The sequence below is a fragment of the Mesorhizobium sp. YR577 genome (genome assembly GCF_900116595.1).
In the GTDB taxonomy this organism is placed as follows: Bacteria; Pseudomonadota; Alphaproteobacteria; order Rhizobiales; family Rhizobiaceae; genus Mesorhizobium_M.
Map to the genome: position 1 here is coordinate 222,082 of NZ_FPBI01000002.1, position 23,486 is coordinate 245,567.

Genomic DNA, 23,486 nt, shown 5'->3' on the forward strand with positions numbered 1-23,486 from the left:
CTCGGGAGGAAATCGTGCACACTGACCTGGAGGCTTTGGCCAGGCAGATCGAGCCTGGGATGCGCATCGCGCTGCCGGTGGATTATGCCGGTGTCTCGATGGCGATGACCATGCCGATCATTTGTCATGGCGCGGGCGAGCTTGATCTCGTCTGTGTGCCGACCGGCGGCCTGCAGGTCGATATGCTGGTTGGCGCTGGCCTGGTGCGTTCGGTGGAGACAAGTGCGGTGTCGCTTGGCGAAGCCGGAGGCGCACCGCGTTTCAATCAGGCCGTGAAGGATGGGGCCATCGGCCTGCGCGACGCGACCTGTCCTGCCATCCACGCCGGCCTTATGGCGGCACAGAAAGGCAGCCCGTTTACGGCCATGCGTGGGTTGATTGGCACGGACGTGCTCAAGAACCGCGAGGACTGGCGCATCATCGACAATCCCTTTGCCGAAAGCGGCGATCCGATCGTGCTGATCCCGGCAATCCACCCCGACATCGCCATCTTTCACGCTCCAATGGCCGATCGCTTCGGTAATGTCTGGATCGGCCGACGTCGCGAATTGGCTGCAATGGCATATGCCTCGAAAATGACCTTTGTGACTGTGGAGCGCATCGTCGATGAAAGTCTGCTCGCCAGCGAAACCTTGGCCGCCGGCACGCTTCCCGCGCTTTATGTGAGCGAAATCGCCGTCGCGCCGCGCGGTGCCTGGCCTTACGGCCTGTGGGGCGAGTATTCGACCGATACGGTCGAACTCCTGCGCTATGCCAAGGCCGCGCGCACTGCCGAGGGCTTTGCGGCCTATATGAGTGGTGCCGCTGCGGAGCCGGCAAAATGACGGCGCCCGTTTCTCCCCGCGAAATCCTGATCTGCTCGATCGCCAAATTGCTGGACGGCAGCCGGCACGTCGCCGTCGGTGCATCCTCCCCCATACCGGCTGCTGGCGCGATGCTCCTTCGCGCCCTCAAGGATGAGAGGCGCGCCGAAAAGGTGCGTGTCTCGATACTGGGTTCGGTCGAGCACAATTTCTTCACCAACGGTTCGGCCGAACTGTTCGACTGCGCAGGGCAAGGGCGTATCGATGCCTTCTTTCTCGGCGGCGGGCAGATCGACGGCGTGGGCAACATCAACCTTGTCGGCGTCGGCGATTACCCCCAGTCGAGTGTGCGCTGGCCGGGGTCCTTCGGATCGGCCTATCTCTACTTCGTCGTGCCTCGCGTAATCCTGTTTCGCGAAGAGCATACGCCCCGTGTCTTCGTCGATCGCGTCGATTTCATCAGCGCGCCCGGCATCAGTGAACCTGGCGTCCATCGCACCGGCGGACCCTATGCCCTCCTGACGGGCAAAGGCCTGTTTCGTTTCGATCGCGACCGCCCCGGTTTCAGCCTGGAAAGCGTCCACCCCGGCCACTCGCTTCCGGAGATCAAGGAAGCGACCGGGTTTGACTTTACTCACGACGACGATCCTTCGATCACCCCTACCCCGGATGCGGTTACACTAAAATTGTTGCGCGGCCGGGTGCTGGACGAGCTTCACGAAACCTATCCGGATTTCGCCGCGCAGATGCGCCGTGAAATCTCGGCTGGGGCCACCCCTGCCTGATGACTGGAATGCATATGACGCCTAACCCCGGTTCCCTAGCCAATCTCAAGGTGATCGATGCCAGCCGTGTACTGGGCGGTCCCTATGCCGGGCAAGTCCTAGCCGATCATGGCGCAGACGTCATCAAGATCGAACCGCCGGCAGGTGACGAGACGCGCGGCTGGGGGCCGCCCTTTCTCGACGAGACGGCAAGCTATTTTCTTGGCCTGAACCGCAACAAGCGCGGCATGGCGCTCGATATATCCCAGCCGGCCGGCCTCGAACTGCTGACGCGCATGCTCGAAGGTGCAGATGTCTTCATCGAGAACTTCAAGACCGGAACGCTTGAGCGCTGGGGTCTCGGCCGCGAGGAGATCGAGCGTCGTTTTCCGCGCCTCATTCATTGCCGCGTATCCGGCTTCGGTGCCGATGGGCCTCTTGGCGGCCTGCCCGGCTATGATGCGGCCATCCAGGCTTCCTGCGGCATCATGAGCGTCAATGGCGAACTGGGCGGCACCCCGCTCCGCGTCGGCCTGCCCGTCGTGGACATGGTGACGGGCCTCAACGCCGTCATTGGCATTCTGATGGCACTCAACGAGCGTGCAACCAGCGGCAAGGGCCAGTTCGTCGAAACCACGCTCTACGATTGCGGCGTGTCCCTGCTGCATCCCCATCTGCCAAATTACTATCTGTCGGGCAAGGTCGCGGCCCCCTCGGGCAATGCGCATCCCAACATCTGCCCTTATGACACTTTCGCCACGGGCACCGACCCGATCTTCCTGGCAGTCGGCAACAACCGACAGTTTTCGACCTTATGCCGTACCATCGGGCGTGAGGATCTGCCGGAGGACCCCCGATTTGCCTCGAATGGCGAGCGCAATGTCAATCGCGATGCCCTCAAGATCGAGCTGGAAAAAGCGCTCGCTGCGCATGAATGCGATGTTCTGGCCGATACGCTGATCAAGGCCGGCGTGCCGTGCGGTGCGGTGCGCAGCATCGATCAGGTCGTCGCCGACCCACATACGAAGCACCGTGAAATGGTCGTCGACATCGGCGCCTATCGCGGCACCGGCAGTCCAATCAAGCTGTCGCGCACCCCGGCAAGTTACCGCATGGCGCCGCCACGTTTTGCAGAGCATACCAGCGAGATTCTCGATGCACTCGCCATCGACCACGACCGCTATAGCGACGTGCTGCCGGGACATGACCCGGTCAAGCCGGCCCGCGCCAAGACTGCCTGAGGAAGAAAATGGCTACCGAAACCCTGACTATCGGCACCATCGGCGACGGCTTCATGCAGCCACGCTTTTTCGAGGAAGCGCTTCAGCGACGCCTCGGCGATCGGCCCGTCACCTACAAGAACATGATCCTCGACTGGCCGCTCAAGGTGCAGTCGACCAAGCGCGACCCGGTGCTGCCGGTGGCGGAGTTCGTCGGGCGACCGGAACATTATTTTGACTTCCTCTCCGACCTCGACGTTCTCGTCACCCATCTGGCGCCGATCACGTCGGATAGCCTGCGCCATGCGCCAAAGCTGCAGATCATCGCGGTGTCACGCGGCGGGCCAGTGAACATCGAGATGCCGGCAGCGCGCGAGCGCGGCGTCACCGTCATCAACACGCCCGGCCGCAACGCCTCGGCGGTTGCCGAGTTCACCGTCGCCTCGCTGCTTGCCGAAACGCGCAATCTCATCCGCGGCCATCTGTCGGTGGCGTGCGGCGAGTTCAAGCGCGATTTTTATCATTTCGACCACACCGGCCCGGAACTGTGCGAGCTTACCGTCGGAATCGTCGGTTATGGCGACATCGGCACCCGAGTCGCCCGCCTGCTTCGCCCGTTCGGCTGCAAGATACTGGTGTCCGATCCATTCAAGCAGCTTACTGACGAAGACCGCGCCGCCGGCATTGAGAAGGTGGAACTCGACGATCTGCTGCGCAGCGCCGACGTCGTCACGCTTCACCCGCGTGTCACGCCCGAGACGAAGGGCATGATCGGGAGGGCACGGATCGAGATGATGAAGCGCGGCGCATATATCGTGAACACGACGCGCGGGCAGGTTCTGGATTACGCAGCACTTTATGACGCCCTCGTCTCCGGTCATCTCAAGGGTGCAGCGCTCGACACGTTCGATCCCGAGCCGCCGCCCGCCGATTTGCCGCTGCTGAAGCTACCGAATGTAACGCTGTCGCCGCACATCGCCGGCGCGTCCCGCTATTCCATCATCAAGGCCGCCGATATGATCGCCGAGGACATCGGCCGCATCCTCGACGGCGAACCGCCTCTTTATCCGACCAAGTGAGCAAAGCCATGAGCGAAGAACTTTCCCTGCGAACGGAGCTGATCGAAGCCTGCCGCAGCATGAACCGTCTGGGCATCAACAAAGGCACGGCCGGCAATATCAGCGTGCGCCATGGCAACGGCTTCCTGATCTCGCCAACCGGCATTCCCTACGAAAAACTGACGCCGGACCACGTCGTTGCCATGAACTGGGACGCGACCTACGAGGGCGACGTGCTGCCGTCGAGCGAATGGCGATTCCATCGTGATATCCTCAAGGCGCGGCCGGATCTTAATGCGGTGGTTCATACGCATTCCGTCTACGCGACCAGCGTCTCGATCCTGCGCAAGGACATACCGGCTATCCACTATTCCATCGCGGCCGCCGGCGGTCCGACGATCCGGTGTGCGCCATACGAAATCTTCGGATCGCAGGAACTGGCCGATCAGGTCGTGAAGGCGCTTGAGGGCCGCAGGGCTTGCCTGATGGCGCATCATGGCGTGATTACCGCACATGTCTCCATCGCCCGCGCGCTTGCGCTGGCGGTAACCGTCGAGCAGCTGGCGCAGGAATACCTGCTCTGTCTGCCTCTCGGCGAGCCGCCGGTCCTGTCCGACGCAGAAATCGCGGACGTGCTGGAGAAATTCAAGACCTATGGCCAGCAAAGCACGAAAGCGCTTGAGGGACTGCGTCAGGCCTCCTAAGCGAGGATAAGGCAAGCGATTCGAGGACCATCCGTGCTGATCTGTCTCGACTCCGGAACGACCGCGGTCAAGGCCGCCGCCTTCGATCGAGAGGGCCGTCTTGTCGCGACAGCGCAGCGTGAGAACTCTGCGTTGCGCCGGGATGGCAGCCGCGTTGAGCAGGATATGCTTGCGACGCGCGACGATGCGTTTGCCGCAATTGTGGAATGCGCTGCAAAGGCCGGCGGCAAGGTCAAGGCGCTGATCCTCACCGGTCAGGGCGACGGCCTCTGGCCGATAGGCGCTGATAGTCTACCGGTCGGAAACGCCATCACCTGGCTCGACGGCCGTGCCCGCTCGCTGGCATCCGAACGCAGGCGCGACGGCAGCTTTGAGGCCATCGAAGCCGTCACCTTTTCGCAGCCCACCGCCGCCTCGCAAAGTCTGCATCTTCTATGGCTGCAGCAGAACGATCCCGAAAGACTGCGCCGCATAAGCCATGTTCTGCGCCTTAAGGAATGGCTCTTTCTTTGCCTCACCGGCACCCTCAAGGCTGAGCCAAGTGCTGTCCTGCCGGTCTGGGGCGATTGGCGGACGGGCAAGCTTACGCGCACTGCGCAGGAAACACTCGGACTTGAGCGCGGCATCGAGCTTCTTCCCGAGCTGGAAGAGGTCGGTCAATGCTCTGCCGGTCTGGCAGTCGCTGTCGCCGCCACGTTGGGACTGCCTGCCGACCTGCCCGTGCTGCTCGGCCCCGGCGACGTGCAGGCGACGCTGATCGGGCTCGGCCTTGGCACCCGACCGGGTGTTGCACGTGCTTCGATCTTCGGCACCAGTGCAATCCACGCCCGCCACCTCCTGAACCCGCTTGCAATGCCGGAAAAACCGGCTGGCGCGATGGTCCAGAAATTCGTCCTCGGTGAAGGCTTTCTCTGCTTTCACCCCAGCTTCAACGGCGCAACGCTCTTTCGCCATGTCGCCAATCTTGTCGGCCAGGATGGCGCCGGCAGCGGCAAGCCCGCCTATTCCAATATGGTGCTTCACCCTTTCTTCGAGCCCGGCGGCGAACGCGCGCCCTACACGTCGCCATATGCAAGCGGCGCTGCCTTCGGTCTCTCCGCCGCTACGCGTCCGGAAGAACTCGCCTGGGCTGCGCGAGAAGCGCTCGCCTTCGTTGCGCGCAAGAGCCACGACATGATGGGACATGCGGACGGTGAGCTGGCGCTTGGCGGCGGGCTTGCCGCCGACCCGGACTTTGGCAAATTCCTGGCCACGACCATGAAAGCCCGCGTGCAAACGATGGCGGGCGCTCATGCCGGCCTGCGCGGTCTCGGCGCTATCGCTGCCGTAACACTCGGCTGGGCAAACTCCAGCGAAATCGCCTCGCTCTGGATCGGCGTGACGGACGCGCGGATCGAACCGGATATCGGTCGGGTCGCGGACTATGCGGCACAAAAATTCGACATCTTCTCGCGCCTTGTCGACGCCGTGTCTCCCCTGTGGGAAGAGCTTGGCGTTCTCGGCGACCGGGCAACGGAACTTCGAAAGGAATGCGCCTGATGAACGGTGCCGATCTTCTCTGCGAGACGCTGCTCGCCAACGACATCGATGTCTGCTTCGCCAATCCGGGCACTTCGGAGATGCATTTCGTGGCGGCACTCGACAGGCAGCCGCGGATGCGCTGCGTGCTCGGCCTTTTTGAAGGCGTGGTGACCGGGGCGGCCGATGGCTATGCGCGCATGGCTGACAAGCCTGCGGCCACCTTGCTCCATCTTGGACCCGGCCTCGCCAACGGCCTTGCCAACCTGCACAACGCCAGGCGCGCGCGGACCCCAATGGTGAATGTGGTCGGCGAGCATGCCACCTATCACCTGAAATACGATGCGCCCCTCACCTCCGATATCGAGTCGCTGGCGCGGCCGATGTCGCACTGGGTCGGGCGCGCTACGGACGCCGACTCCATTGGCAAGGTGACCGAGGACGCCATCCGCGCGGCCCGCAAGCTTCCGGGCGGCATCGCGACGATGATCCTGCCTGCCGACGCCGCCTGGACCGACACGACCTCCTCGGACATACCTGCTGCAATTACACATGACCGGCCGCAGCCCTTCGATCAGGCGCAAATCCAGGCTGCTGCCGAAGCACTTCGCAATGCGCGCAAGCCGACGATTCTGGTAACCGGAGCCGCTCTGCGGGACGCGCCGCTGCGCGCCCTCGACCGGATCGCGCAAAAGACGAATGCGCGACTGATGGCACAGCAATCCAACGGCCGCATGGAGCGTGGTTCGGGACGGGTTCAGGTCGACCGCGTGCCCTATGTGGTCGAGCACGCTGTCGCTGCATTCGCAGATACCGATCTCGTCGTGCTGGTCGGGGCCAACGCACCGGTCGGCTTCTTCGCCTATCCGGGAAAGCCGAGCAGCATGCTGCCGGACGATTGCCAGGTCATCGATCTCGCTGAACAGGGCGCGAACATCGTCGAGGCAATCGATGCCCTTGCCGACGAAACCGGCGCCGGCGCAGCCATCGAGCCGCGGCTGGCGGAACGCTGGAAGCCGGAAACCGTTCGCGGCAAGCTCACGCCCGAGGCGATCGCCGTTGCGCTGGCACACCACATGCCGGCGAATGCAATCATCTGCGACGAATCCGTTTCTTCCGGCCGCGACTTTTTCCGCAGCACCTACGGCGCGGAGCCGCATGATTTCCTGCAACTGACAGGCGGCGCGATCGGCATCGGCCTTCCGCTTGCCACGGGCGCTGCCATCGCTTGTCCCGACCGCAAGGTCATCACCCTCCAGGCAGATGGCAGCGGCATGTATACGGTCCAGGCGCTATGGACACAGGCGCGCGAGCGGCTTGATACGCTTACGATCGTCTTTGCAAATCGCCGCTATGCGATCCTGCATGGCGAGCTGCGCCAGGTCGGTGCCGGAACGCCAGGCCGAAACGCCAGCCGCATGCTGGACCTCGACGATCCCCATATCGACTGGGTAAAGATGGCGGGAAGCATGGGCGTTGAAGCGGCGCGCGCCGAAACTGTCGAAGCCTTCGCAGATCTTTTGAAAATGGCCTGCGCAAAGCGCGGCCCATTCCTGATCGAGGCTGTCCTTTGAACCGCGGCTCACCATCAGCGAGGGTGAAATGACCACAATTCGACGCGTCCCGCATTGCAGCCATTGGGGTGCCTACACGATCCTCGTCGACGGGAACCAGATCGTCGGGGTGGAACCCTTTGAGCACGACCCCGCGCCCTCCCCGATCATTCATTCGATTACTGAATGGGCCAATCCCGAACGCCGCGTCCTGCAGCCGATGGTGCGCTCCGGATGGCTGGAAAAGCGCGAGGCCAGCGACGGCCGTGGGCGCGGGAATGAAAAATTCGTGCCGGTCAGTTGGGAAGAGGCCTTTTCCCTCGTCGCCGGCGAGATCACCCGGGTGAGCCAGACTTACGGCAATGCCTCGATCTTCGCGGGTTCCTATGGCTGGACGAGCTGCGGCCGATTCCATCATGCTTCGTCGCTGCTCAAGCGAACCCTCAATCTCGTCGGCGGCTTCACCGGCCATGTCGACACATACAGCATCGCGGCGGGTCCGGTGATCCTGCGGCATACGCTCGGCAGCGAGGCCGCCTGCGGCGGGCAGGCGAATACACTCGATTCCATCGCCGAGAACACCGAAACCCTCGTTATCTTCGGCGCGCTGTCGCCCAGAACCGCCCAGACCGAAGCTGGCGGCATCGGCGCTCATTCGCTGGAGGGTTATCTCCGCCGTATCGTCGAACGCAAGGTGCGGGTCATTCTCGTATCGCCACTGAAGGACGATCTGCCGGGGTGGGTCGGTGCCGAATGGTGGCCTATCCGTCCCAACACGGATACCGCCCTGATGCTCGGCCTCGCCGGCGAGATCGTCAAAGCTGGCAGGCACGATGCCGATTTTCTGGCGCGATGCTGCAGCGGGTCCGACGAGTTCCTTGCCTATCTGAAAGGCGAGAATGACGGCACGGCGAAAGATGCGGCCTGGGCAGCAAAAATCGCAGGTCTGGACGCCGATAAGATCGCCGAGTTGTCGCAGATACTTGTTGCCACGCGCAGCATGATCACCGTGAGCTGGAGCCTTCAGCGGGCGCATCATGGCGAGCAGCCATTCTGGGCAGCCCTCGGTCTGGCAGCAGTGACGGGCCAGATCGGCCTGCCAGGCGGCGGCGTTGGCTATGGCTACGGTTCGCTAGGCGGCGTCGGGGCGCCCTATAATATCGGGAAATCGCCGGCGATCTCGCAGCTTCAGAAGCCGATAGACAGCTTTATCCCTGTCGCACGCATCACCGATATGCTGCTCAATCCCGGCAAGCCCTTCACCTATCAAGGCGAGACTCGAACCTACCCGGATGCCCGCCTCGTCTACTGGGCTGGCGGCAACCCCTATCACCATCATCAGGACATCAACCGCCTGTCGGACGCCTGGACGCGGCCTGAAACGATCATCGTGCAGGATCCGATGTGGACGGCGACGGCGCAGCGCGCCGACATCGTCCTACCAGCGAGTACGTCGATCGAGCGCAACGACCTCGCCGGAAACCGCCGCTCGGACTTCCTCCTGGCCATGCACAAGGCCATCGAACCGCTTGGCGAGGCACGCTCCGACTTCGACATTTTCCATGGAATTGCGCAGGAACTGGGCGTTGGCAACGCCTTCAGCGAAGGCCGCGACGAAATGGGCTGGCTACGCCATCTCTATGATGCAAGCCGTGAGGACGCGGCCGAGCGTTTCGGCTTCGAAATGCCGGATTTCGAGACCTTCTGGGAAGCCGGCTATGCGCGCGTTCCCGTAAAGACCCATCACACCTATCTCGCCGAATATCGCGAAGACCCTGATGCAAACGCACTGGCTACCGAAAGCGGGCGCATCGTTCTCGGCAGCGAAACGCTTGCACGGCTTGGCTATCAGGATTGCCTCAGTCATCCCGCATGGATCGAGCCGGCCGAGTGGCTGGGAAAGGCGACACCCAATGAGTTGCATCTCGTCTCGCACCAGCCGGAAGGCCGTCTGCACAGCCAGCTCGAGACCGGAATTGCCAGCCGCAAGCACAAGCGCAACGGACGAGAGCAGGCAAAGATCAATGGGCAGGACGCCGGTCGGCTCGGCATCGCGGACGGCGATACGATCCGCCTATGGAACGAGCGCGGCGCATGCCTGGCCACTGCGACGGTAACAGAAGCAGTCAGGGCTGGCGTCATTGTCCTTCCGACCGGTGCGTGGCTCACGCCGGTCGGCAATAGCGGTCTCGATATCGCGGGCAATCCTAATGTGCTGACGCTCGACGTTCCAACGTCGAGTTTCGGCCAGGGCTGCTCGGCCCACACCTGCCTGGTTCATGTCGAACCCTATGGCGGCGACGTCGAGGACGCGCACCGCACCTATCAGAACGCGCTCGAAGCGCTTGACGCAGTTTGAAACGATTATTTGGAGGTCACCGTGAACGCACCCGCCATCAGCCGCTTCCCCGTCCCGGAGATCAAGGATCTCCCCGACGACATCCGCGAACGCATTCTGGCGGTTCAGGAGAAATCCGGCTTCGTCCCGAATGTCTTTCTAACGCTTGCCCATAGGCCGGACGAATTCCGGGCATTCTTCGCCTATCACGATGCGCTCATGGACAAGCCCGGCCCGATCACCAAGGCCGAGCGCGAGATGATCGTGGTTGCGACGAGCAACGCCAACCAATGCCAGTATTGCGTTGTTGCCCACGGGGCCATCCTGCGTATCCGGGCCAAGAACCCGCTCATCGCCGATCAGGTCGCAGTCAATTATCGCAAGGCCGACATCACGCCGCGCCAGATGGCAATGCTCGATTTTGCCATGAAGGTTTCGACGCGCGCCTATGAGGTCGGCGACGCCGATGTCGAGGTGCTGAAGGAGCACGGCTTCACCGAGGAAGACGCCTGGGACATCACCGCGATCTCTGCCTTCTTCGGCATGTCCAACAGGCTCGCCAATGTGACGAGCATGCGCCCCAACGACGAATTCTACGCGATGGGGCGCTGAGATAATGGCCAAAGGTTACAAGGACATGCTGGCGGAAGCGGATGCTGTTGTTCAATCCGTCAGCACCGCCGACATGGCTCCGCTTGCCGGCGATGACCAATACACGCTCGTCGATATCCGCGACGTGCGCGAGCTGGAGCGCGACGGCACGATCCCCGGATCGATGCATGCGCCGCGCGGGATGCTGGAGTTTTGGATCGATCCGGAAAGTCCCTACCACAAGCCAGCTTTTGCTGAAGACAAGACCTTCGTGTTCTTCTGCGCCTCGGGCTGGAGATCACTGCTGGCAGCCAAGGTCGCACAGGAGATGGGCTTGAAAAGCATGAGCATGCGCGGCGGCTTTTCCGAGTGGAAGAAGGCCGGTCATCCTGTCGCCGAGCGCGAAAGGCGCGAAGTGAAAGGCTGACGCGGCAGCCGTCTCAATATTGGTTCCGGGAGGGAGAATGCTGGAGCGTCCTTCAGACGCCGTACTCGACGCTTTCGCGGCGATCGTCGGACCTGCCTACGCGCTGCGTGACACAGATGCGGTTGCGCCCTATGTGACCGACCCGCGTGGCCTCTTTTCGGGATACACGCCGCTCGTGCTCCGGCCCGGCAGCGTCGAGGAAGTTTCCCGCATCCTGCGCCTAGCGACCGAGACGCGAACCGCCGTCGTGCCGCAGGGCGGCAATACGGGGCTCGTCGGCGGGCAGCATCCCGATGTCGGTGGGACCGAAATCCTCCTTTCGCTAGGCCGGCTCGACCGCATCCGCGAGATCGACTTGCGCTCGGGCGTCGTCGTTGCCGAGGCCGGCGTGATCCTGCAGCGTCTGCGTGATATCGCCGACACGCAGGACAAGTTGTTTCCCCTATCGCTCGGCTCGCAGGGCTCCTGCCAGATCGGCGGCAACCTGTCCTCCAACGCCGGCGGCACCTCCGTCCTGGCTTACGGAAATGCACGCGATCTTTGCCTCGGCCTCGAAGTGGTACTGCCGACCGGTGAAGTGTTCGATGATCTGCGCAAACTGCGCAAGGACAACACCGGATACGACTTGAAGAACCTCTTCATCGGTGCCGAAGGAACCCTCGGCGTCATCACCGCCGCAGTTCTCAAGCTGTTTCCCAAACCCAGAGGGCGCGAAACTATCTGGCTTGGGGTCGCATCACCCCAAAATGCGCTTGAGTTGTTCGAGATCGCATCCTCCACCGCTGCCCGCGCGCTCACCGGTTTCGAGCTAATGCAGGAATGCGTCGTGGATTTCGTCATCAAGCATATGCACGGTCATCGTGCGCCGCTTGCGTCGGCTGCTCCATGGCACATCCTGGTCGAGATCTCCTCTGGCCGGTCGGCCGACGACGCGCGCGGGCTTGCCGAGGAAATCGTCGCCGCCGGTTTCGAGCGCGGCCTTATCCTCGACGGAACAATGGCAGAAAATCTGGCTCAGACAGCCGAATTCTGGCGCATGCGGGAAAGCATGACCGAGGCGCAGCGGCCTGAAGGCGCCTCGATAAAGCACGACATCGCCGTGCCTGTCGCGGACATTCCGCGCTTCATCGATGAAGCGGGCCGCGCGGTCGCTTCGGTCTGTCAGGATGCGCGCGTGGTTTGCTTCGGGCACATGGGCGACGGCAATCTGCACTATAACGCGACCCAGCCTGCCGGCGCGTTCGATGCTTCATTCCTCAATCTTTACCCGGCCATGAACAAGGCGGTTCACGATGTCGTCCGCTCGCTTTCGGGATCGATCTCGGCCGAGCATGGCATCGGCCGCATGAAGCGTCAGGAGTTGATCGAGACCGCGCCACCGGTTGCGATCGATCTCATGCGGCGAATGAAAGACGTGGTGGATCCGGCAGGCATCATGAATCCCGGCAAGGTCATTTGATCAAGCCCTTTCGTCAGTGCGAGTCGCGCTCCACATGCGACCCACGATTTCCGCGCAGGAAATCGAAGTCAGCGCCGGTATCGGCCTGCATCACGCGATCGACATAGAGCATGGCGTAGCCGGACTCCGGCTTGTCGAAGGGCGGCCTCCATGCGGCCAGACGCTCGGCGATTTCTGCGTCCGATATGTCGAGATGCAATGTCCGCGCCGGCACATCCACCTCGATCATGTCGCCGTTGCGCACGATGGCTAGCGGTCCGCCGGCGGCGGCCTCGGGTGCGGTGTGCAGGATGACGGTGCCATAGGCTGTCCCTGACATGCGGGCATCGGAAATGCGGATCATGTCGGTCACGCCTTTCTTCAGCACCTTTGACGGAAGCCCCATATTTCCGACTTCGGCCATGCCCGGATAGCCCTTTGGGCCGCAGTATTTGAGTACCATGATGCAGTTCTCGTCTATGTCGAGCGCGTCGTCGTTGATGCGCGCATGGTAGTCCTCGATGCTTTCGAAGACGACCGCGCGGCCGCGATGGCGCATGAGATGCTCTGAGGCCGCTGACGGTTTCAGGACTGCACCGCCGGGCGCGAGATTGCCCCGCAACACCGCAATACCGCCTGATCGCGTCAGCGCCTTCTCTACCGGCAGTATGACGTCGTGATCGTAGTTTTCGACGGCTTTCACGCCTTCCCAGATCGCCTCGCCGGTCACCGCGAGAGCATCTTTGTGCAGCAGCCCGAGCTCGCCGACGGCGCGCATCACCGCAGGCAGGCCGCCGGCATAATAGAACTCTTCCATCAGGAACTTGCCGGAAGGCTGGAGGTTGACGATGGTCGGCACATCCCGGCCGAGTCTGTCCCAATCGTCGAGCGAAAGATTGATTCCGATGCGGCCGGCCAGCGCCAGAAGGTGCAGCACAGCATTGGTGGAACCGCCGATCGCACCGTTGACGCGGATTGCATTCTCGAAGGCTTCGCGCGTGAGCACATCCGACGGCTTGAGGTCGTCCTTGACCATATCGACGATGCGCCGGCCCGACATTTGCGCCAGCACGCGACGGCGGGCGTCCACAGCAGGAATGGCAGCATTGCCTGGCAGTGTCATGCCAAGCGCTTCCGCCATCGAGGCCATTGTCGAAGCGGTGCCCATGGTCATGCAACTGCCGGCGGAGCGCGCCATGCCCTGCTCGGCATCCATGAATTCCTCCAGTGTCATCTCGCCGGATTTCACCATTTCAGAGAATTGCCAGATGGCGGTGCCTGAGCCGACATCCTTGCCGCGCCACTTGCCATTCAGCATCGGGCCGCCGGACACGACGATTGCGGGTATGTCGACGCTCGCAGCGCCCATCATCAGCGAAGGCGTGGTCTTGTCGCAGCCGGCAAGAAGCACCACACCGTCGATCGGGTTGCCGCGTATCGCCTCCTCGGCATCCATCGCGCCGAGATTGCGGAACATCATGGCAGTCGGGCGCAGCGTGCTCTCGCCGCAGGAGAAAACCGGGAACTCGACCGGAAAGCCGCCGGCCTCATAAACGCCGCGCTTCACGCGCTCGGCGATGTCGCGCAGATGCGCGTTGCACGGCGTCAATTCGGACCAGGTGTTGCAGATGCCGATGATCGGTCGGCCATCGAATGTGTCGGCCGGCAGGCCCTGGTTCTTCATCCAGGAGCGATGCATGATCGCGTTCTTGCCGGTTCCGCCGAACCATTCCTGGGAACGTAGCTTGCGTGGCCATTCGGCCTTTTTGAATGTCATTACCGTCTCGTTTCCAACAACCAACTAAATTTCCATTCGCGCGCCTGTTGTCCAACCGGCAAGCCGACAGGACGGCGACGCTTAATCAACACGCTCCACGCCATCGGGCGAACGCTGTTCTTTGCCGATGACAACGCGGATGCGCTCGATGCCTTCATTGATGACCGCACGCATGGCAGCGCTGGCAGCCTCTTCCTGCGAATTCTCGATGGCGAGCGCAATCTGGCGATGCTTTTCAACCGTTAGAGCGTGACGTTCGGAGTTCGGGATCGGCGAGCTGATGGTGAATGTCGTCGCCAGAGCGACCTCCACCAGCGTGCTGATCGAGCGCATGAAAGGGTTTGCCGACGCCTCGGCGACCGTGATGTGAAATTGAAGATCGCTTTCGACAAACGAGGCAGCGACAGTATCCGACATCTGGTTTACCCAGTGGTGCAGCCTGGCGATCTGATCCTTGGTTCGGCGCTGGGCAGCCAGTCGCGCGGCTTCGGGCTCCAGCGCTAGCCGCATCTCCTGCAGCGACATCAGGAATGCGCTGTCGACGCCTGTCTCGACATACCAATGGAGAATGTCCGGGTCGAACATGTTCCAGTTGCGCCTTTCCAGAACGCGCGTCCCGATCTTCGCCTTGGGTTGCACCACCCCCTTTGCGGCCAAGGTTTTGAAGGCTTCTCTCAACACGGTGCGCGACACGCCGTACTGCTGCTGCAATTCGGCGTCGCCCGGCATGATCGTGTTTTCGGGGTAGCGGCCACTGACGATGCCGATACCGAGATCTCGGATGACATGGCCATGTTGGGTCCGGGGTGTCGGTGTGCTCATCATTCGCGGGATGGTTTTCTTGTTCGACGGCATTCAATGCTCCCCTGCCAAAGCCCTACGACTCGACAAGTACACAAGAAGTCGCTGCAGGGCGATAAAAGCAAAGAGCAGAAAGCCCACGACGATCTTGGTCCACCAGGAGGACAAGGTGCCGTCGAAGACGATATAGGTCTGGATGATCCCCTGGATTATGACGCCGACGAAGGTGCCAGCAACAAGGCCGACGCCGCCTGTCAGCAGCGTTCCGCCGATCACCACTGCCGCGATCGTGTCCAGTTCGACCCCGACGGCTGACAGCGAATACCCCGCCGAGGTGTAGAGCGAAAACACGATGCCGGAGAGGCCGGAGAGGAAACCCGATAGGGCATAGATGGCTATGGTGGTGCGGCCTACGGGGACGCCCATCAATTCTGCCGACGTGCGATTTCCGCCAATAGCGTAGACATAGGAACCGAACTTGGTGAAATGCGCCACCACGATACCGACGAGGAAAACCAGCACCATGACCCCGCCGACGAAGTTCAGCCGTCCGCCGCCCGGCATGCGATAATAAAGGCCCTGCAGCGCGGTATAGAACTCGTGGTTGATGGGGATCGATTCCGTGGTGATAACGAACGACATGCCCCGCGCCAGGAACATTCCCGCCAGCGTCACGATGAATGCCGGCACGTCGAGATAATGGATGATCGCGCCCATGCCGGCGCCGAAGGCCGTGGCGATCGCCAATGCAATGGCGAAGGCGATCAGCGGGTGAACACCGTACCAGCCGACCAGAACCGCGATAAGCACGCCGGTGAAGGCGATTACCGAGCCGACCGACAGGTCGATACCGCCTGACAGGATGACGAAGGTCATCCCGACCGCCGCAATGCCGAGAAAGGCATTGTCGGTAAGCAGATTGCCGAGCACGCGCGTCGAGAACATGTTCGGGAACTGAAACACGCAGATGGCATAAGCCAGCACGCAGATGATCAGGGTCGCATAGAATGGCAGCAGGCGATTGGTCATGAAGCGTCCACCTTCTTGGCGGCAGAAGGGTCGCGAACGAACAGGCTGCCGACGCCGGCGAAAGACGCCGACTGGGCAAGCAGGATCATGATGATGACCGCGGCCTTGACGATGAGGTTGTATTCCGGCGGAAAGCCGGAGATCAGGATTCCGGTGTTCATCGCCTGGATAATGATTGCGCCGAGCACGGACATCAGGACGGAAAAGCGGCCGCCCAGCAGTGATGTACCGCCAATGACCACGGCCAGGATCGCGTCGAGTTCCAGCCACAGGCCCGCATTGTTGGCATCTGCGCCGCGAATATCTGCGGCGGCGATAATTCCTGCAAGCGCTGCGCAAAATCCCGACAGCGTGTAGACGAAAATCAGGAGGAGCGTGCTGTTAATGCCGGCGTAGCTGCTGGCACTGCGATTGACGCCGACGGCCTCGATCAGCAGCCCGAGTGCCGTCCGTCGCATCAGCAGTATGACGCCAATTGCTAGCAAAGCTGCAATGACGATCGGCATCGGCAGGCCTATGACAGAGCCTGTCCCGAAGAACATTAGGCCCGGATCGTTGAAGGTAACGATAACACCTTCCGTGATGAGCTGGGCGATGCCACGTCCGGCCACCATGAGGATGAGCGTGGCGACGATCGGCTGTAGATCGAAGACTGCCACCAGAAGCCCGTTGAGAAGGCCGCAGGCTATGCCGACCGCAAACGCGGTCAGTATCACAGCCATCAGCGGATAACCGTCTACGGTCATCGTCGCCGCCACCGCGCCCGATATGGCCATCACTGCGCCGACCGAAAGGTCGACGCCCTTGCTGGCGATGACAGCCGTCATGCCGATGGCCAAGATCATGACCGGCGCGCCGCGGTTAAGCACGTCGATCAGGCTGCCGAACAAACGGCCGTCCTGAATGCGGAGGTCAAAGAAACCCGGAAATGCCAGCCAATTCAGGAACAGTATGACGGCCAGCGAGATCAACTGAGGCGCCGCACGGCGAAGACCGCTTGCAATGCTGCTGTTCATGCGGTCGCTCCCGTCTGAGCGGCGATGGCCCGCATGATTCCGTCGGTTGAAATCTCGTCGCCCGTCAAATCCTGGCAGTGCACGCGGTCGCGCAGAACCCGCACGCGGGTCGAGTAAGCCACGATTTCCTCAAGCTCGGACGAGATGACCAGCAGCGCCATGCCCTCATGGCAGAGCCGCTTGATCAACTCGATTATCTCGGCATGGGCTCCGACATCGATGCCACGGGTTGGCTCATCAAGGATAAGGAACCGCGGGCCTGTCGCCAGCCATCGCGCGAGGATCACCTTCTGCTGGTTGCCGCCGGAGAGAAGCTTTACCGGCTTTTCGATATCGGTGGTGCGAATGTCGAGCGCCTTGACGAACCGGTCCGCCAGCTCGGCCTGCTCGCGGCTCGACATGCGCCTCAGCCAACCGCGCCTCGCCTGCAGCGCCAGGGCGATGTTTTCCCGTACGGAGAGATCGCCAATGATGCCGTCGATCTTGCGATCCTCAGGGCACAGGCCAAAACCAAGCCTGATCGCGTCGCGAGGCGAAGCAATCCGAATGGCCTTGCCGTCCATGGTTGCACTACCTTTTTCCGGAAGATCGACGCCGAATAGGAGACGTGCAGTTTCGGTACGACCAGAGCCCAGCAGGCCAGCGACGCCGACCACCTCGCCTGCCGCAATGTCGAGATCGAACGGTGCGATGGAACGGCTGCGACCGTAGTTGGAGAACGACACGAGTGGCTGGCGCCGTTCGGTCTCTGGCTGCTTTTCACGTTCTGTCGAAGCGGCCAGAGTGCGTCCCAGCATCATGGAAACCAGATCCACCTTGCTCAAGGCTGCGGTTGGCGATGTTCCCATCAGCCGTCCGTTGCGCAGCACGGTGATGCGGTCGCTGACCTCGTAGACCTGATCCAGAAAATGCGTGATGAAGACGATGCCAAGACCGCGGTCGCGCAGTTTGCGCATGACGCTGAAGAGAAGCTCGACTTCGTGGCGGTCAAGGCTCGCGGTCGGCTCGTCCAGGATGAGCACCGATCCGGAAAGGTCGACGGCGCGCGCGATCGCGACGAGTTGCTGGATGGCCACCGAGTAACGCGCGAGGTCCGCGGTCACATCGATATGGATGTCGTACTGCGCAAGCAACACCTTGGCACGTTCGCCCATGGTCTTTCGATCGACGAGGCCGAACCGTCTCGGCTGGCGGCCGATGAACAGATTTTCCGCCACGGTCAAATTGGGTAGCAAATTGACTTCCTGATAGACAGTGCCGATGCCAAGCTGCTGGGCATGAAGCGTATCGCGCACGACTACGGTCTCGCCGCCAACGCGGACGGTGCCTGAATCCGGGCGATGGACGCCTGTCAGAATCTTGATCAGGGTCGATTTTCCGGCACCATTCTCGCCGAGCAGGGCATGAATCTCACCCGGCCGCACGGAGAAATCCACCCCGTCCAGAACCTTGTAACCGAGAAACGCTTTTCTGATATCGCGCGCGCTGACCAACTCATCAGTGGTATCCATGCGCTGCCTCCGCTTTCGCCATCGAACCGCGCTTCGAAGCGCGGTTCGATACTGTAAATCATCCAGCGGAACTTGCTGCGCACTTCATGCTAAGCAGCCCCGCCGGCTTGGGAGGATCAGTAGCCGAGGCCCTTCTTTTCTTCGTAGACCTTCATCGGTTCATCGGCTGGCGTGTAGAGCTTCGATTCCGTGATGATCTGCTTTGCGGGCACAGTGCCATCCTTCTTGAAGGCTTCGAGGGCGTCGAATGCCGGTCCGGCCATATTTGGCGTCAGTTCGACGGTCGCATTCGCCTCACCGTCGGCCATGGCCTTGAAGATATCCGGAACGGCATCGATCGACACGACCTTGATGTCCGTGCCAGGCTTCAGGCCGGCTTCCTTGATAGCCTGGATCGCACCGACGGCCATATCGTCGTTGTGGGCATAAAGCGCGCAGATGTTTTTGCCGCCGTTTTCAGCCTTCAGGAAACCTTCCATGACCTCCTTGCCCTTGGCGCGAGTGAAGTCGCCGGTCTGGCTGCGGGTGATCTTGATATTGGAAGTGCCGGCGATGGCTTCTTCAAAACCCTTCTTGCGATTGATGGCAGGTGAAGAGCCAGTGGTTCCCTGAAGCTCGACCACATTGCAATCCTTGCCTGCGGCATCCTTTACGAGCCATTCGCCGGCGACCTTGCCCTCCAGAACCTGATCAGAAGCGACCATGGTCATGTAAAGGTCGGGCGAACCATCAATGCCACGATCGAGCAGGATGACCGGGATGTCGGCATCCTTGGCTTCGCCGAGCACGGTTTCCCAGCCGGTAGCGACGACCGGCGCGACGAGGATGGCATCGACGCCCTGCGCGATGAACCCGCGGATCGCCTTGATCTGGTTCTCCTGCTTCTGCTGTGCATCGGCGAATTTGAGGTCGATGCCACGCTTTTCAGCCTGCTGCTTCGTCACGCTGGTTTCAGCCGCGCGCCAGCCCGACTCCGAGCCTATCTGAGAAAAGCCCACTGTCAGTCCGGCTGCATTTGCGGAACCGGCGAGCACCATTCCGAACGCGGTTCCGACGAGCAAACGTGTCACGAATTTCATTTCAACTTCCTCCCTTGGGAACAGTCGCGGGCTCCTCCCGGCGACGGTCAAAAGTGTTACTATCATATAGTATTACTTTTGAGCAAGGGTAACCGTAACCTCGCATGACAACAAGAAAGGGCATGCTGGTAGCCAGCCGTTCGGATCGACTCCGAAGGCTGGCTGCTCTGGTGGTCAGGTTGTCGCTGTCGCGCAGTCCCCGCTCATCGCCCGTGCCACATAGGAAAGCGCTTCCAGGCGACGTTGAAGGTCCGGTGCTTCAAACGCTTCATCGAGCACGCAGGCAAAGCCCTCCAGTCTGGCGAGCTGTTGCTCGGCTGTGTCTGCGTGCAGGGGTTCTTCGCAGTAGGCGTCGGCAAATTCCTGGGCTGCCTTACCAAGCAGGAAATAACCGACCGACCGCTCTATGTCTTTCGTCGCCTGCTGACGGGCGGTCCTGGCTGCCTCGCGATAGCCTGGAATTGCATTGCCCTTGTCGCGGATGATGTTGGTGATCGCTGCTAACATGGGACCGTTTTCCTTTGCTTATTAGGCCCGCTCTTCTGCGGAGAGATGAGGAATTCGTAGAGCACGGAGGTGGCAATCTCGAAGTCGCCGATCTCCATTGCCTCGTGTGGGTTATGTGAGCCGTTGCGGTTGCGGATGAAGATCATCCCGGTGGGAATCCCAACCTGTGAGAAGACCGCCGCATCATGCCCACCGCCAGAAGGAACGATTGCGGGCTCCAGGCCGAGCGCTTCCGCTGAACGCGTCAGTTCAGCGATGAGTTGCCGGTGGCAAAGCGCGGGCTTTGTCCAGAGCCCATCTCCGAAATCGAATCGTACATTGCGTTCACGTCCGATGCGTTCTGCATGCCGGAGCACCAGATCGTGCATTTTCTGGAGCATCCCGGCATCCTGGCTGCGGATATCAAGGCTGAACTCGACGCTGTCGGGAATTCGGGAGAGCGCATGCTTTGCCCGGTCGGTAGAAACCATCCCGCTGGTAACAACCAGATCCCCGTCCTTGGACGCAAAGTCGTGCCAAGCGACATCGAGACCATTCAAGAGTTCCGCCATGGCAAGCACCGGATCGTGACGGTAGGCGAGTGGCACCGCGCCCGAGTGACCGGCTTCGCCGAAGCAGGCGATTTTCTTGTAGCGGAAGTTGCCACGAATGCCGGAAACCACTGCGACAGGCAGGTTCCGTTCGATCAGCACCGGTCCTTGTTCTATATGCACTTCGAGATAGGCCGTGACAGCCTTTCGATCCAGAAGTGGCCGGGAGGCCCGGACACTCGTCATGTCGATGCCGACGGCCTCCATATGAGCGTCGAGGGTCTTGCCGCCTTCCTTGTGCCGGGCCGCAAGTTCTGTTTCAGAAAGGATACCGAGCAGCGCCTTCGACCCAACATAGCAAGGCCCGAACCAGGCGCTTTCTTCGCCGCGCATGGCGATGACCTTTACGGGCTGCGCAAAACGCGCACCTTCCCTCTTGGCCCTGACAAGGCACAGGAGCCCAGCCAGAACGCCTGCGAGGCCATCGAAATTGCCGCCGCATGGCACGCTGTCCACGTGGGAGCCGACAAGGATGTAGTTATCCCCGCGCTCATGCTCGGGCAACGAAAAGACGACATTGCGGCCGGCATCCCAATCAGCGGCAAGCCCTTCCGAACGGGCGAAATCCAGTAAAAACTGAAGAGTCTCTGTTTCTATCGTCGAGAAGGCCGGACGGCTGACGCCTTCGACATCGGCAGTTCGCTCGGCTACTTCGCTGAAAAGCCGCGCTGCAAGCGCACCGAGGTCGGAGGATGCGGGTCTATCGAGCAACATTCCACCCATCACGCATATTCCGCGACCACAATGGCTTCGTCTGTGACGTCAACCGTACCGATCAGCGCATCGAGGGAGGGAAGACCGCGCACGTCGAGCGCCTCGCGGAGCTCCCGGATAAGACGCAGCATCGTGGACGGGCTGATGAAGGTGGCCGTGCCGACCTGGACGGCACGGGCGCCGGCGACCAGATATTCGATCACATCGTCTACGGTGGATATGCCGCCGCATCCGATCACCGGAATGGAGACCGCACGCGCGCATTGATAGGTCATGCGCAGTGTGATGGGTTTGAGCGACGGGCCGGAGAGCCCGCCCATGATGTTGCCGAGCCTTGCACGGCCGGTGCGGCTGTCGATCGCCATGGCGAGCATGGTGTTTGCGGTGACGAGAGCGTCGGCCCCGGCTTCCTCGGCTGCAAGCGCCACCTCCACCACCTCCCCGGTGTTCGGTGACAGCTTCGCCCAGAGCGGAAGGTGAGTGGCTGAGCGTATGCGGCGGATGACGTCACCGGTTGGGCCCGGCTTCATGGCGAAGGCCTTTCCGTCATCCTCAATGTTCGGGCAAGAGATGTTCACTTCAATCGCCGCCACGCCCGGCACGCTGACTTCCTCAGCGAAGCGCGCGAATTCATCAGCCGTATTGGCGGAGATGCTGATGACCAGCGGCGCCTCGTAATCCCGGTAGAACGGCAGGGTGTTCTGGAGGAACCATGGGGCGCCCTTGCTGGGAATGCCGATCGAATTCAGCATTGCGCCGTTGACCTCGCAGACGCGCGGCACAGAATTGCCGGCCCGTTTTCCCCTTGTGATGGTCTTGGTAACATGCGCTCCCAGACAATCGAGATCGAAGACCTCCGCGAGTTCCTCCGAGAAAGTTCCGGAAGCCGGCATAATCGGATTCTTGAGCGTGAGGCTGCCAATGGCCGTCCTGAGGTCCGCCATCACAGCACCTCGTGAAGATCGAAAACCGGGCCCTCGCGGCAGACCCGCAGATTGACCGCGCCGCCATCGCGCAGGAAGGGTCGCACGCAGGCCTGGCACATGCCGATACCGCAGGCCATGTGCTGCTCGACCGCCACTTGTCCGCCTATGCCGTGGCGGGTACCGATCTGCTGCAGCATGCGCAGGAGACGCGCGGAGCCACAGGTAAAGAACGCATCGATGCCGCGCATACGGATCAGTTCCTCGATCAGCGGTGTCAGGCTCCCGACATCCGAATTGCTCTCGGCATCGGTGACGGTGATCACCTCGGCGCCGAAGGAGCGGAAGAGATCGGTCGACATCACCAGATCGGGCGAGCGTGCACTGCAGATAGCCGTCAGCGGTCGACCGAGACGCACGCATTCGCCTGCCAGAGGTGCCAGCGTCGCGAGCCCGACACCGCGGGCGAGAAGAAGCGGCCGCCGCCATTCACGTCTGATCTCGAAACCTTGCCCGAGCGGGCCGACGATGTTCAGGAATTCACCCGGCTCGAGGCTTGCCAGCGCCCCGGTTCCGGTGCCCGCTACCTTATAGAGGAAGGAAAGTTCTCCCCGGGCACGATCATAGGAGTAAATGCTCATCGGCCGGCGCAGATAAGGCTGGAATCGATCCGTTTGGGGGCAAAGGAGATTGAAAAACTGCCCCGCCTCGCAATCGAGAACGGAACGCGGCGCCGAGAGCGCAAGGCGCCGGTATTCGCCGTTCACCTGGTCGTGGGTTTTAACCCGACATTCGACCTCATGGACGGAATACGGACGAGAAATGGAATCGGGAACGACGCAAGGGCTTGCGGGCATGACGGTTTCCGGAATCAAGGAAAAGTGGCTCCGTCGGCGGATTTGACCGCCGGGCGGATGAAAATGTCGATTGGGATGGCGACTTCGGGCTTCAGCACATCGCCCAGGCTGTCGCGCGCGGCCTACGCTTGAGGGTCAGCGTCGGAGAGAGTGACGGTCGGACGTCATAGGGTGCTCCCTGCATTCGGGGTCCAAAAACAGAGCCTATTGTGGAAACACGAAAGCTGTCAAGACGATTCTCAAAAATGAGATTTTTCGCGTAAAAATT

At 61.6% G+C, this 23,486-nt stretch carries 21 protein-coding genes; 11 read left to right on the forward strand and 10 right to left on the reverse strand.

All coding sequences use genetic code 11. From position 1 onward, the window contains the following. Nucleotides 1-14 precede the first annotated feature (14 nt). The 11 genes from BM413_RS03985 to BM413_RS04035 are packed head-to-tail and all read left to right on the forward strand — an operon-like array spanning nt 15 to nt 12,435. Nucleotides 15-824: a CoA transferase subunit A gene (locus BM413_RS03985; RefSeq protein WP_091910680.1), complete on the forward strand. Its 810-nt coding sequence runs from the start codon at nt 15-17 to the stop codon at nt 822-824. Then, nucleotides 821-1,588 (forward strand): CoA transferase, encoded by a 768-nt coding sequence (locus BM413_RS03990; RefSeq protein ID WP_091910682.1) that lies wholly within the window; start codon nt 821-823, stop codon nt 1,586-1,588. The genes BM413_RS03985 and BM413_RS03990 overlap by 4 nt, the downstream gene beginning before the upstream one ends. A gap of 14 nt (nt 1,589-1,602) precedes the next feature. Then, the gene (locus BM413_RS03995) at nt 1,603-2,808 is read left to right on the forward strand and encodes a CaiB/BaiF CoA transferase family protein (protein WP_091911106.1); all 1,206 of its coding nucleotides are present in this window, start codon (nt 1,603-1,605) and stop codon (nt 2,806-2,808) included. Nucleotides 2,809-2,816: 8 nt separating this feature from the next. After that, the gene (locus tag BM413_RS04000; protein WP_091910683.1) at nt 2,817-3,866 is read left to right on the forward strand and encodes a 2-hydroxyacid dehydrogenase; all 1,050 of its coding nucleotides are present in this window, start codon (nt 2,817-2,819) and stop codon (nt 3,864-3,866) included. 8 nt (nt 3,867-3,874) lie between these two features. After that, on the forward strand, nt 3,875-4,549 hold the full coding sequence (locus BM413_RS04005) for an L-fuculose-phosphate aldolase (RefSeq protein ID WP_091910685.1): 675 nt from the start codon (nt 3,875-3,877) through the stop codon (nt 4,547-4,549). A 33-nt stretch (nt 4,550-4,582) separates the two neighbouring features. Further along, nucleotides 4,583-6,088 (forward strand): FGGY family carbohydrate kinase, encoded by a 1,506-nt coding sequence (locus tag BM413_RS04010; protein WP_210188902.1) that lies wholly within the window; start codon nt 4,583-4,585, stop codon nt 6,086-6,088. Next, nucleotides 6,088-7,641, forward strand: coding sequence for an acetolactate synthase large subunit (locus BM413_RS04015; RefSeq protein WP_091911107.1), 1,554 nt, complete (start codon nt 6,088-6,090; stop codon nt 7,639-7,641). The genes BM413_RS04010 and BM413_RS04015 overlap by 1 nt, the downstream gene beginning before the upstream one ends. Before the next feature lie 28 nt (nt 7,642-7,669). After that, nucleotides 7,670-9,979 carry a molybdopterin-dependent oxidoreductase gene (locus tag BM413_RS04020; protein WP_091910689.1) on the forward strand — a complete coding sequence of 770 codons (2,310 nt, stop codon included), beginning with the start codon at nt 7,670-7,672 and terminating at the stop codon, nt 9,977-9,979. 21 nt (nt 9,980-10,000) lie between these two features. Continuing rightward, nucleotides 10,001-10,570 (forward strand): peroxidase-related enzyme, encoded by a 570-nt coding sequence (locus tag BM413_RS04025; protein ID WP_091911109.1) that lies wholly within the window; start codon nt 10,001-10,003, stop codon nt 10,568-10,570. A gap of 4 nt (nt 10,571-10,574) precedes the next feature. After that, nucleotides 10,575-10,976 carry a rhodanese-like domain-containing protein gene (locus BM413_RS04030; protein ID WP_091910692.1) on the forward strand — a complete coding sequence of 134 codons (402 nt, stop codon included), beginning with the start codon at nt 10,575-10,577 and terminating at the stop codon, nt 10,974-10,976. Between the two features lie 37 nt (nt 10,977-11,013). Beyond that, nucleotides 11,014-12,435, forward strand: coding sequence for an FAD-binding oxidoreductase (locus BM413_RS04035; protein WP_091910694.1), 1,422 nt, complete (start codon nt 11,014-11,016; stop codon nt 12,433-12,435). 13 nt (nt 12,436-12,448) lie between these two features. Here the strand turns inward: BM413_RS04035 and araD are convergent, their stop codons facing one another. From araD to BM413_RS04080, 10 genes are all read right to left on the reverse strand, one after another. After that, a complete protein-coding gene (araD, locus tag BM413_RS04040; protein WP_091910695.1) occupies nt 12,449-14,191 on the reverse strand; it encodes an L-arabinonate dehydratase in 1,743 nt (580 codons plus the stop codon). Between the two features lie 81 nt (nt 14,192-14,272). Continuing rightward, nucleotides 14,273-15,046, reverse strand: a complete 774-nt coding sequence (locus BM413_RS04045; protein WP_244537746.1) for a FadR/GntR family transcriptional regulator — start codon at nt 15,044-15,046, stop codon at nt 14,273-14,275. Continuing rightward, on the reverse strand, nt 15,047-16,021 hold the full coding sequence (gene yjfF, locus BM413_RS04050; RefSeq protein WP_091910697.1) for a galactofuranose ABC transporter, permease protein YjfF: 975 nt from the start codon (nt 16,019-16,021) through the stop codon (nt 15,047-15,049). Continuing rightward, on the reverse strand, nt 16,018-17,037 hold the full coding sequence (locus BM413_RS04055; RefSeq protein WP_091910699.1) for an ABC transporter permease: 1,020 nt from the start codon (nt 17,035-17,037) through the stop codon (nt 16,018-16,020). The genes yjfF and BM413_RS04055 overlap by 4 nt, the downstream gene beginning before the upstream one ends. After that, a complete protein-coding gene (locus BM413_RS04060) occupies nt 17,034-18,548 on the reverse strand; it encodes a sugar ABC transporter ATP-binding protein (RefSeq protein WP_091910701.1) in 1,515 nt (504 codons plus the stop codon). Before BM413_RS04060 ends, BM413_RS04055 begins: the two co-directional genes overlap by 4 nt. A 116-nt stretch (nt 18,549-18,664) precedes the next feature. Continuing rightward, complete coding sequence (ytfQ, locus tag BM413_RS04065) at nt 18,665-19,627, reverse strand: galactofuranose ABC transporter, galactofuranose-binding protein YtfQ (protein ID WP_091910703.1); 963 nt, start codon at nt 19,625-19,627, stop codon at nt 18,665-18,667. A 174-nt stretch (nt 19,628-19,801) separates the two neighbouring features. After that, nucleotides 19,802-20,134 (reverse strand): hypothetical protein, encoded by a 333-nt coding sequence (locus BM413_RS33510; protein ID WP_244537747.1) that lies wholly within the window; start codon nt 20,132-20,134, stop codon nt 19,802-19,804. Further along, nucleotides 20,128-21,447: a hydantoinase/carbamoylase family amidase gene (locus BM413_RS04070; RefSeq protein ID WP_348272874.1), complete on the reverse strand. Its 1,320-nt coding sequence runs from the start codon at nt 21,445-21,447 to the stop codon at nt 20,128-20,130. The genes BM413_RS33510 and BM413_RS04070 overlap by 7 nt, the downstream gene beginning before the upstream one ends. Next, nucleotides 21,447-22,382, reverse strand: coding sequence for a dihydroorotate dehydrogenase (locus BM413_RS04075; RefSeq protein WP_091910705.1), 936 nt, complete (start codon nt 22,380-22,382; stop codon nt 21,447-21,449). Before BM413_RS04075 ends, BM413_RS04070 begins: the two co-directional genes overlap by 1 nt. Further along, on the reverse strand, nt 22,382-23,218 hold the full coding sequence (locus BM413_RS04080; RefSeq protein ID WP_091910707.1) for a dihydroorotate dehydrogenase electron transfer subunit: 837 nt from the start codon (nt 23,216-23,218) through the stop codon (nt 22,382-22,384). Before BM413_RS04080 ends, BM413_RS04075 begins: the two co-directional genes overlap by 1 nt. Nucleotides 23,219-23,486 lie beyond the last annotated feature (268 nt).

Excerpts from the sequence above, each read along its gene's own strand:
- BM413_RS03990 (WP_091910682.1), top strand. The coding sequence starts at position 821 with ATGACGGCGCCCGTTTCTCCCCGCGAAATCCTGATCTGCTCGATCGCC.
- BM413_RS03995 (WP_091911106.1), top strand. The coding sequence starts at position 1,603 with ATGACGCCTAACCCCGGTTCCCTAGCCAATCTCAAGGTGATCGATGCC.
- BM413_RS04000 (WP_091910683.1), top strand. The coding sequence starts at position 2,817 with ATGGCTACCGAAACCCTGACTATCGGCACCATCGGCGACGGCTTCATG.
- BM413_RS04005 (WP_091910685.1), top strand. The coding sequence starts at position 3,875 with ATGAGCGAAGAACTTTCCCTGCGAACGGAGCTGATCGAAGCCTGCCGC.
- BM413_RS04015 (WP_091911107.1), top strand. The coding sequence starts at position 6,088 with ATGAACGGTGCCGATCTTCTCTGCGAGACGCTGCTCGCCAACGACATC.
- BM413_RS04020 (WP_091910689.1), top strand. The coding sequence starts at position 7,670 with ATGACCACAATTCGACGCGTCCCGCATTGCAGCCATTGGGGTGCCTAC.
- BM413_RS04030 (WP_091910692.1), top strand. The coding sequence starts at position 10,575 with ATGGCCAAAGGTTACAAGGACATGCTGGCGGAAGCGGATGCTGTTGTT.
- BM413_RS04035 (WP_091910694.1), top strand. The coding sequence starts at position 11,014 with ATGCTGGAGCGTCCTTCAGACGCCGTACTCGACGCTTTCGCGGCGATC.
- araD (WP_091910695.1), bottom strand. The coding sequence starts at position 14,191 with ATGACATTCAAAAAGGCCGAATGGCCACGCAAGCTACGTTCCCAGGAA.
- BM413_RS04045 (WP_244537746.1), bottom strand. The coding sequence starts at position 15,046 with ATGCCGTCGAACAAGAAAACCATCCCGCGAATGATGAGCACACCGACA.
- yjfF (WP_091910697.1), bottom strand. The coding sequence starts at position 16,021 with ATGACCAATCGCCTGCTGCCATTCTATGCGACCCTGATCATCTGCGTG.
- BM413_RS04055 (WP_091910699.1), bottom strand. The coding sequence starts at position 17,037 with ATGAACAGCAGCATTGCAAGCGGTCTTCGCCGTGCGGCGCCTCAGTTG.
- BM413_RS04060 (WP_091910701.1), bottom strand. The coding sequence starts at position 18,548 with ATGGATACCACTGATGAGTTGGTCAGCGCGCGCGATATCAGAAAAGCG.
- ytfQ (WP_091910703.1), bottom strand. The coding sequence starts at position 19,627 with ATGAAATTCGTGACACGTTTGCTCGTCGGAACCGCGTTCGGAATGGTG.
- BM413_RS33510 (WP_244537747.1), bottom strand. The coding sequence starts at position 20,134 with ATGTTAGCAGCGATCACCAACATCATCCGCGACAAGGGCAATGCAATT.
- BM413_RS04070 (WP_348272874.1), bottom strand. The coding sequence starts at position 21,447 with ATGGGTGGAATGTTGCTCGATAGACCCGCATCCTCCGACCTCGGTGCG.
- BM413_RS04075 (WP_091910705.1), bottom strand. The coding sequence starts at position 22,382 with ATGGCGGACCTCAGGACGGCCATTGGCAGCCTCACGCTCAAGAATCCG.
- BM413_RS04080 (WP_091910707.1), bottom strand. The coding sequence starts at position 23,218 with ATGCCCGCAAGCCCTTGCGTCGTTCCCGATTCCATTTCTCGTCCGTAT.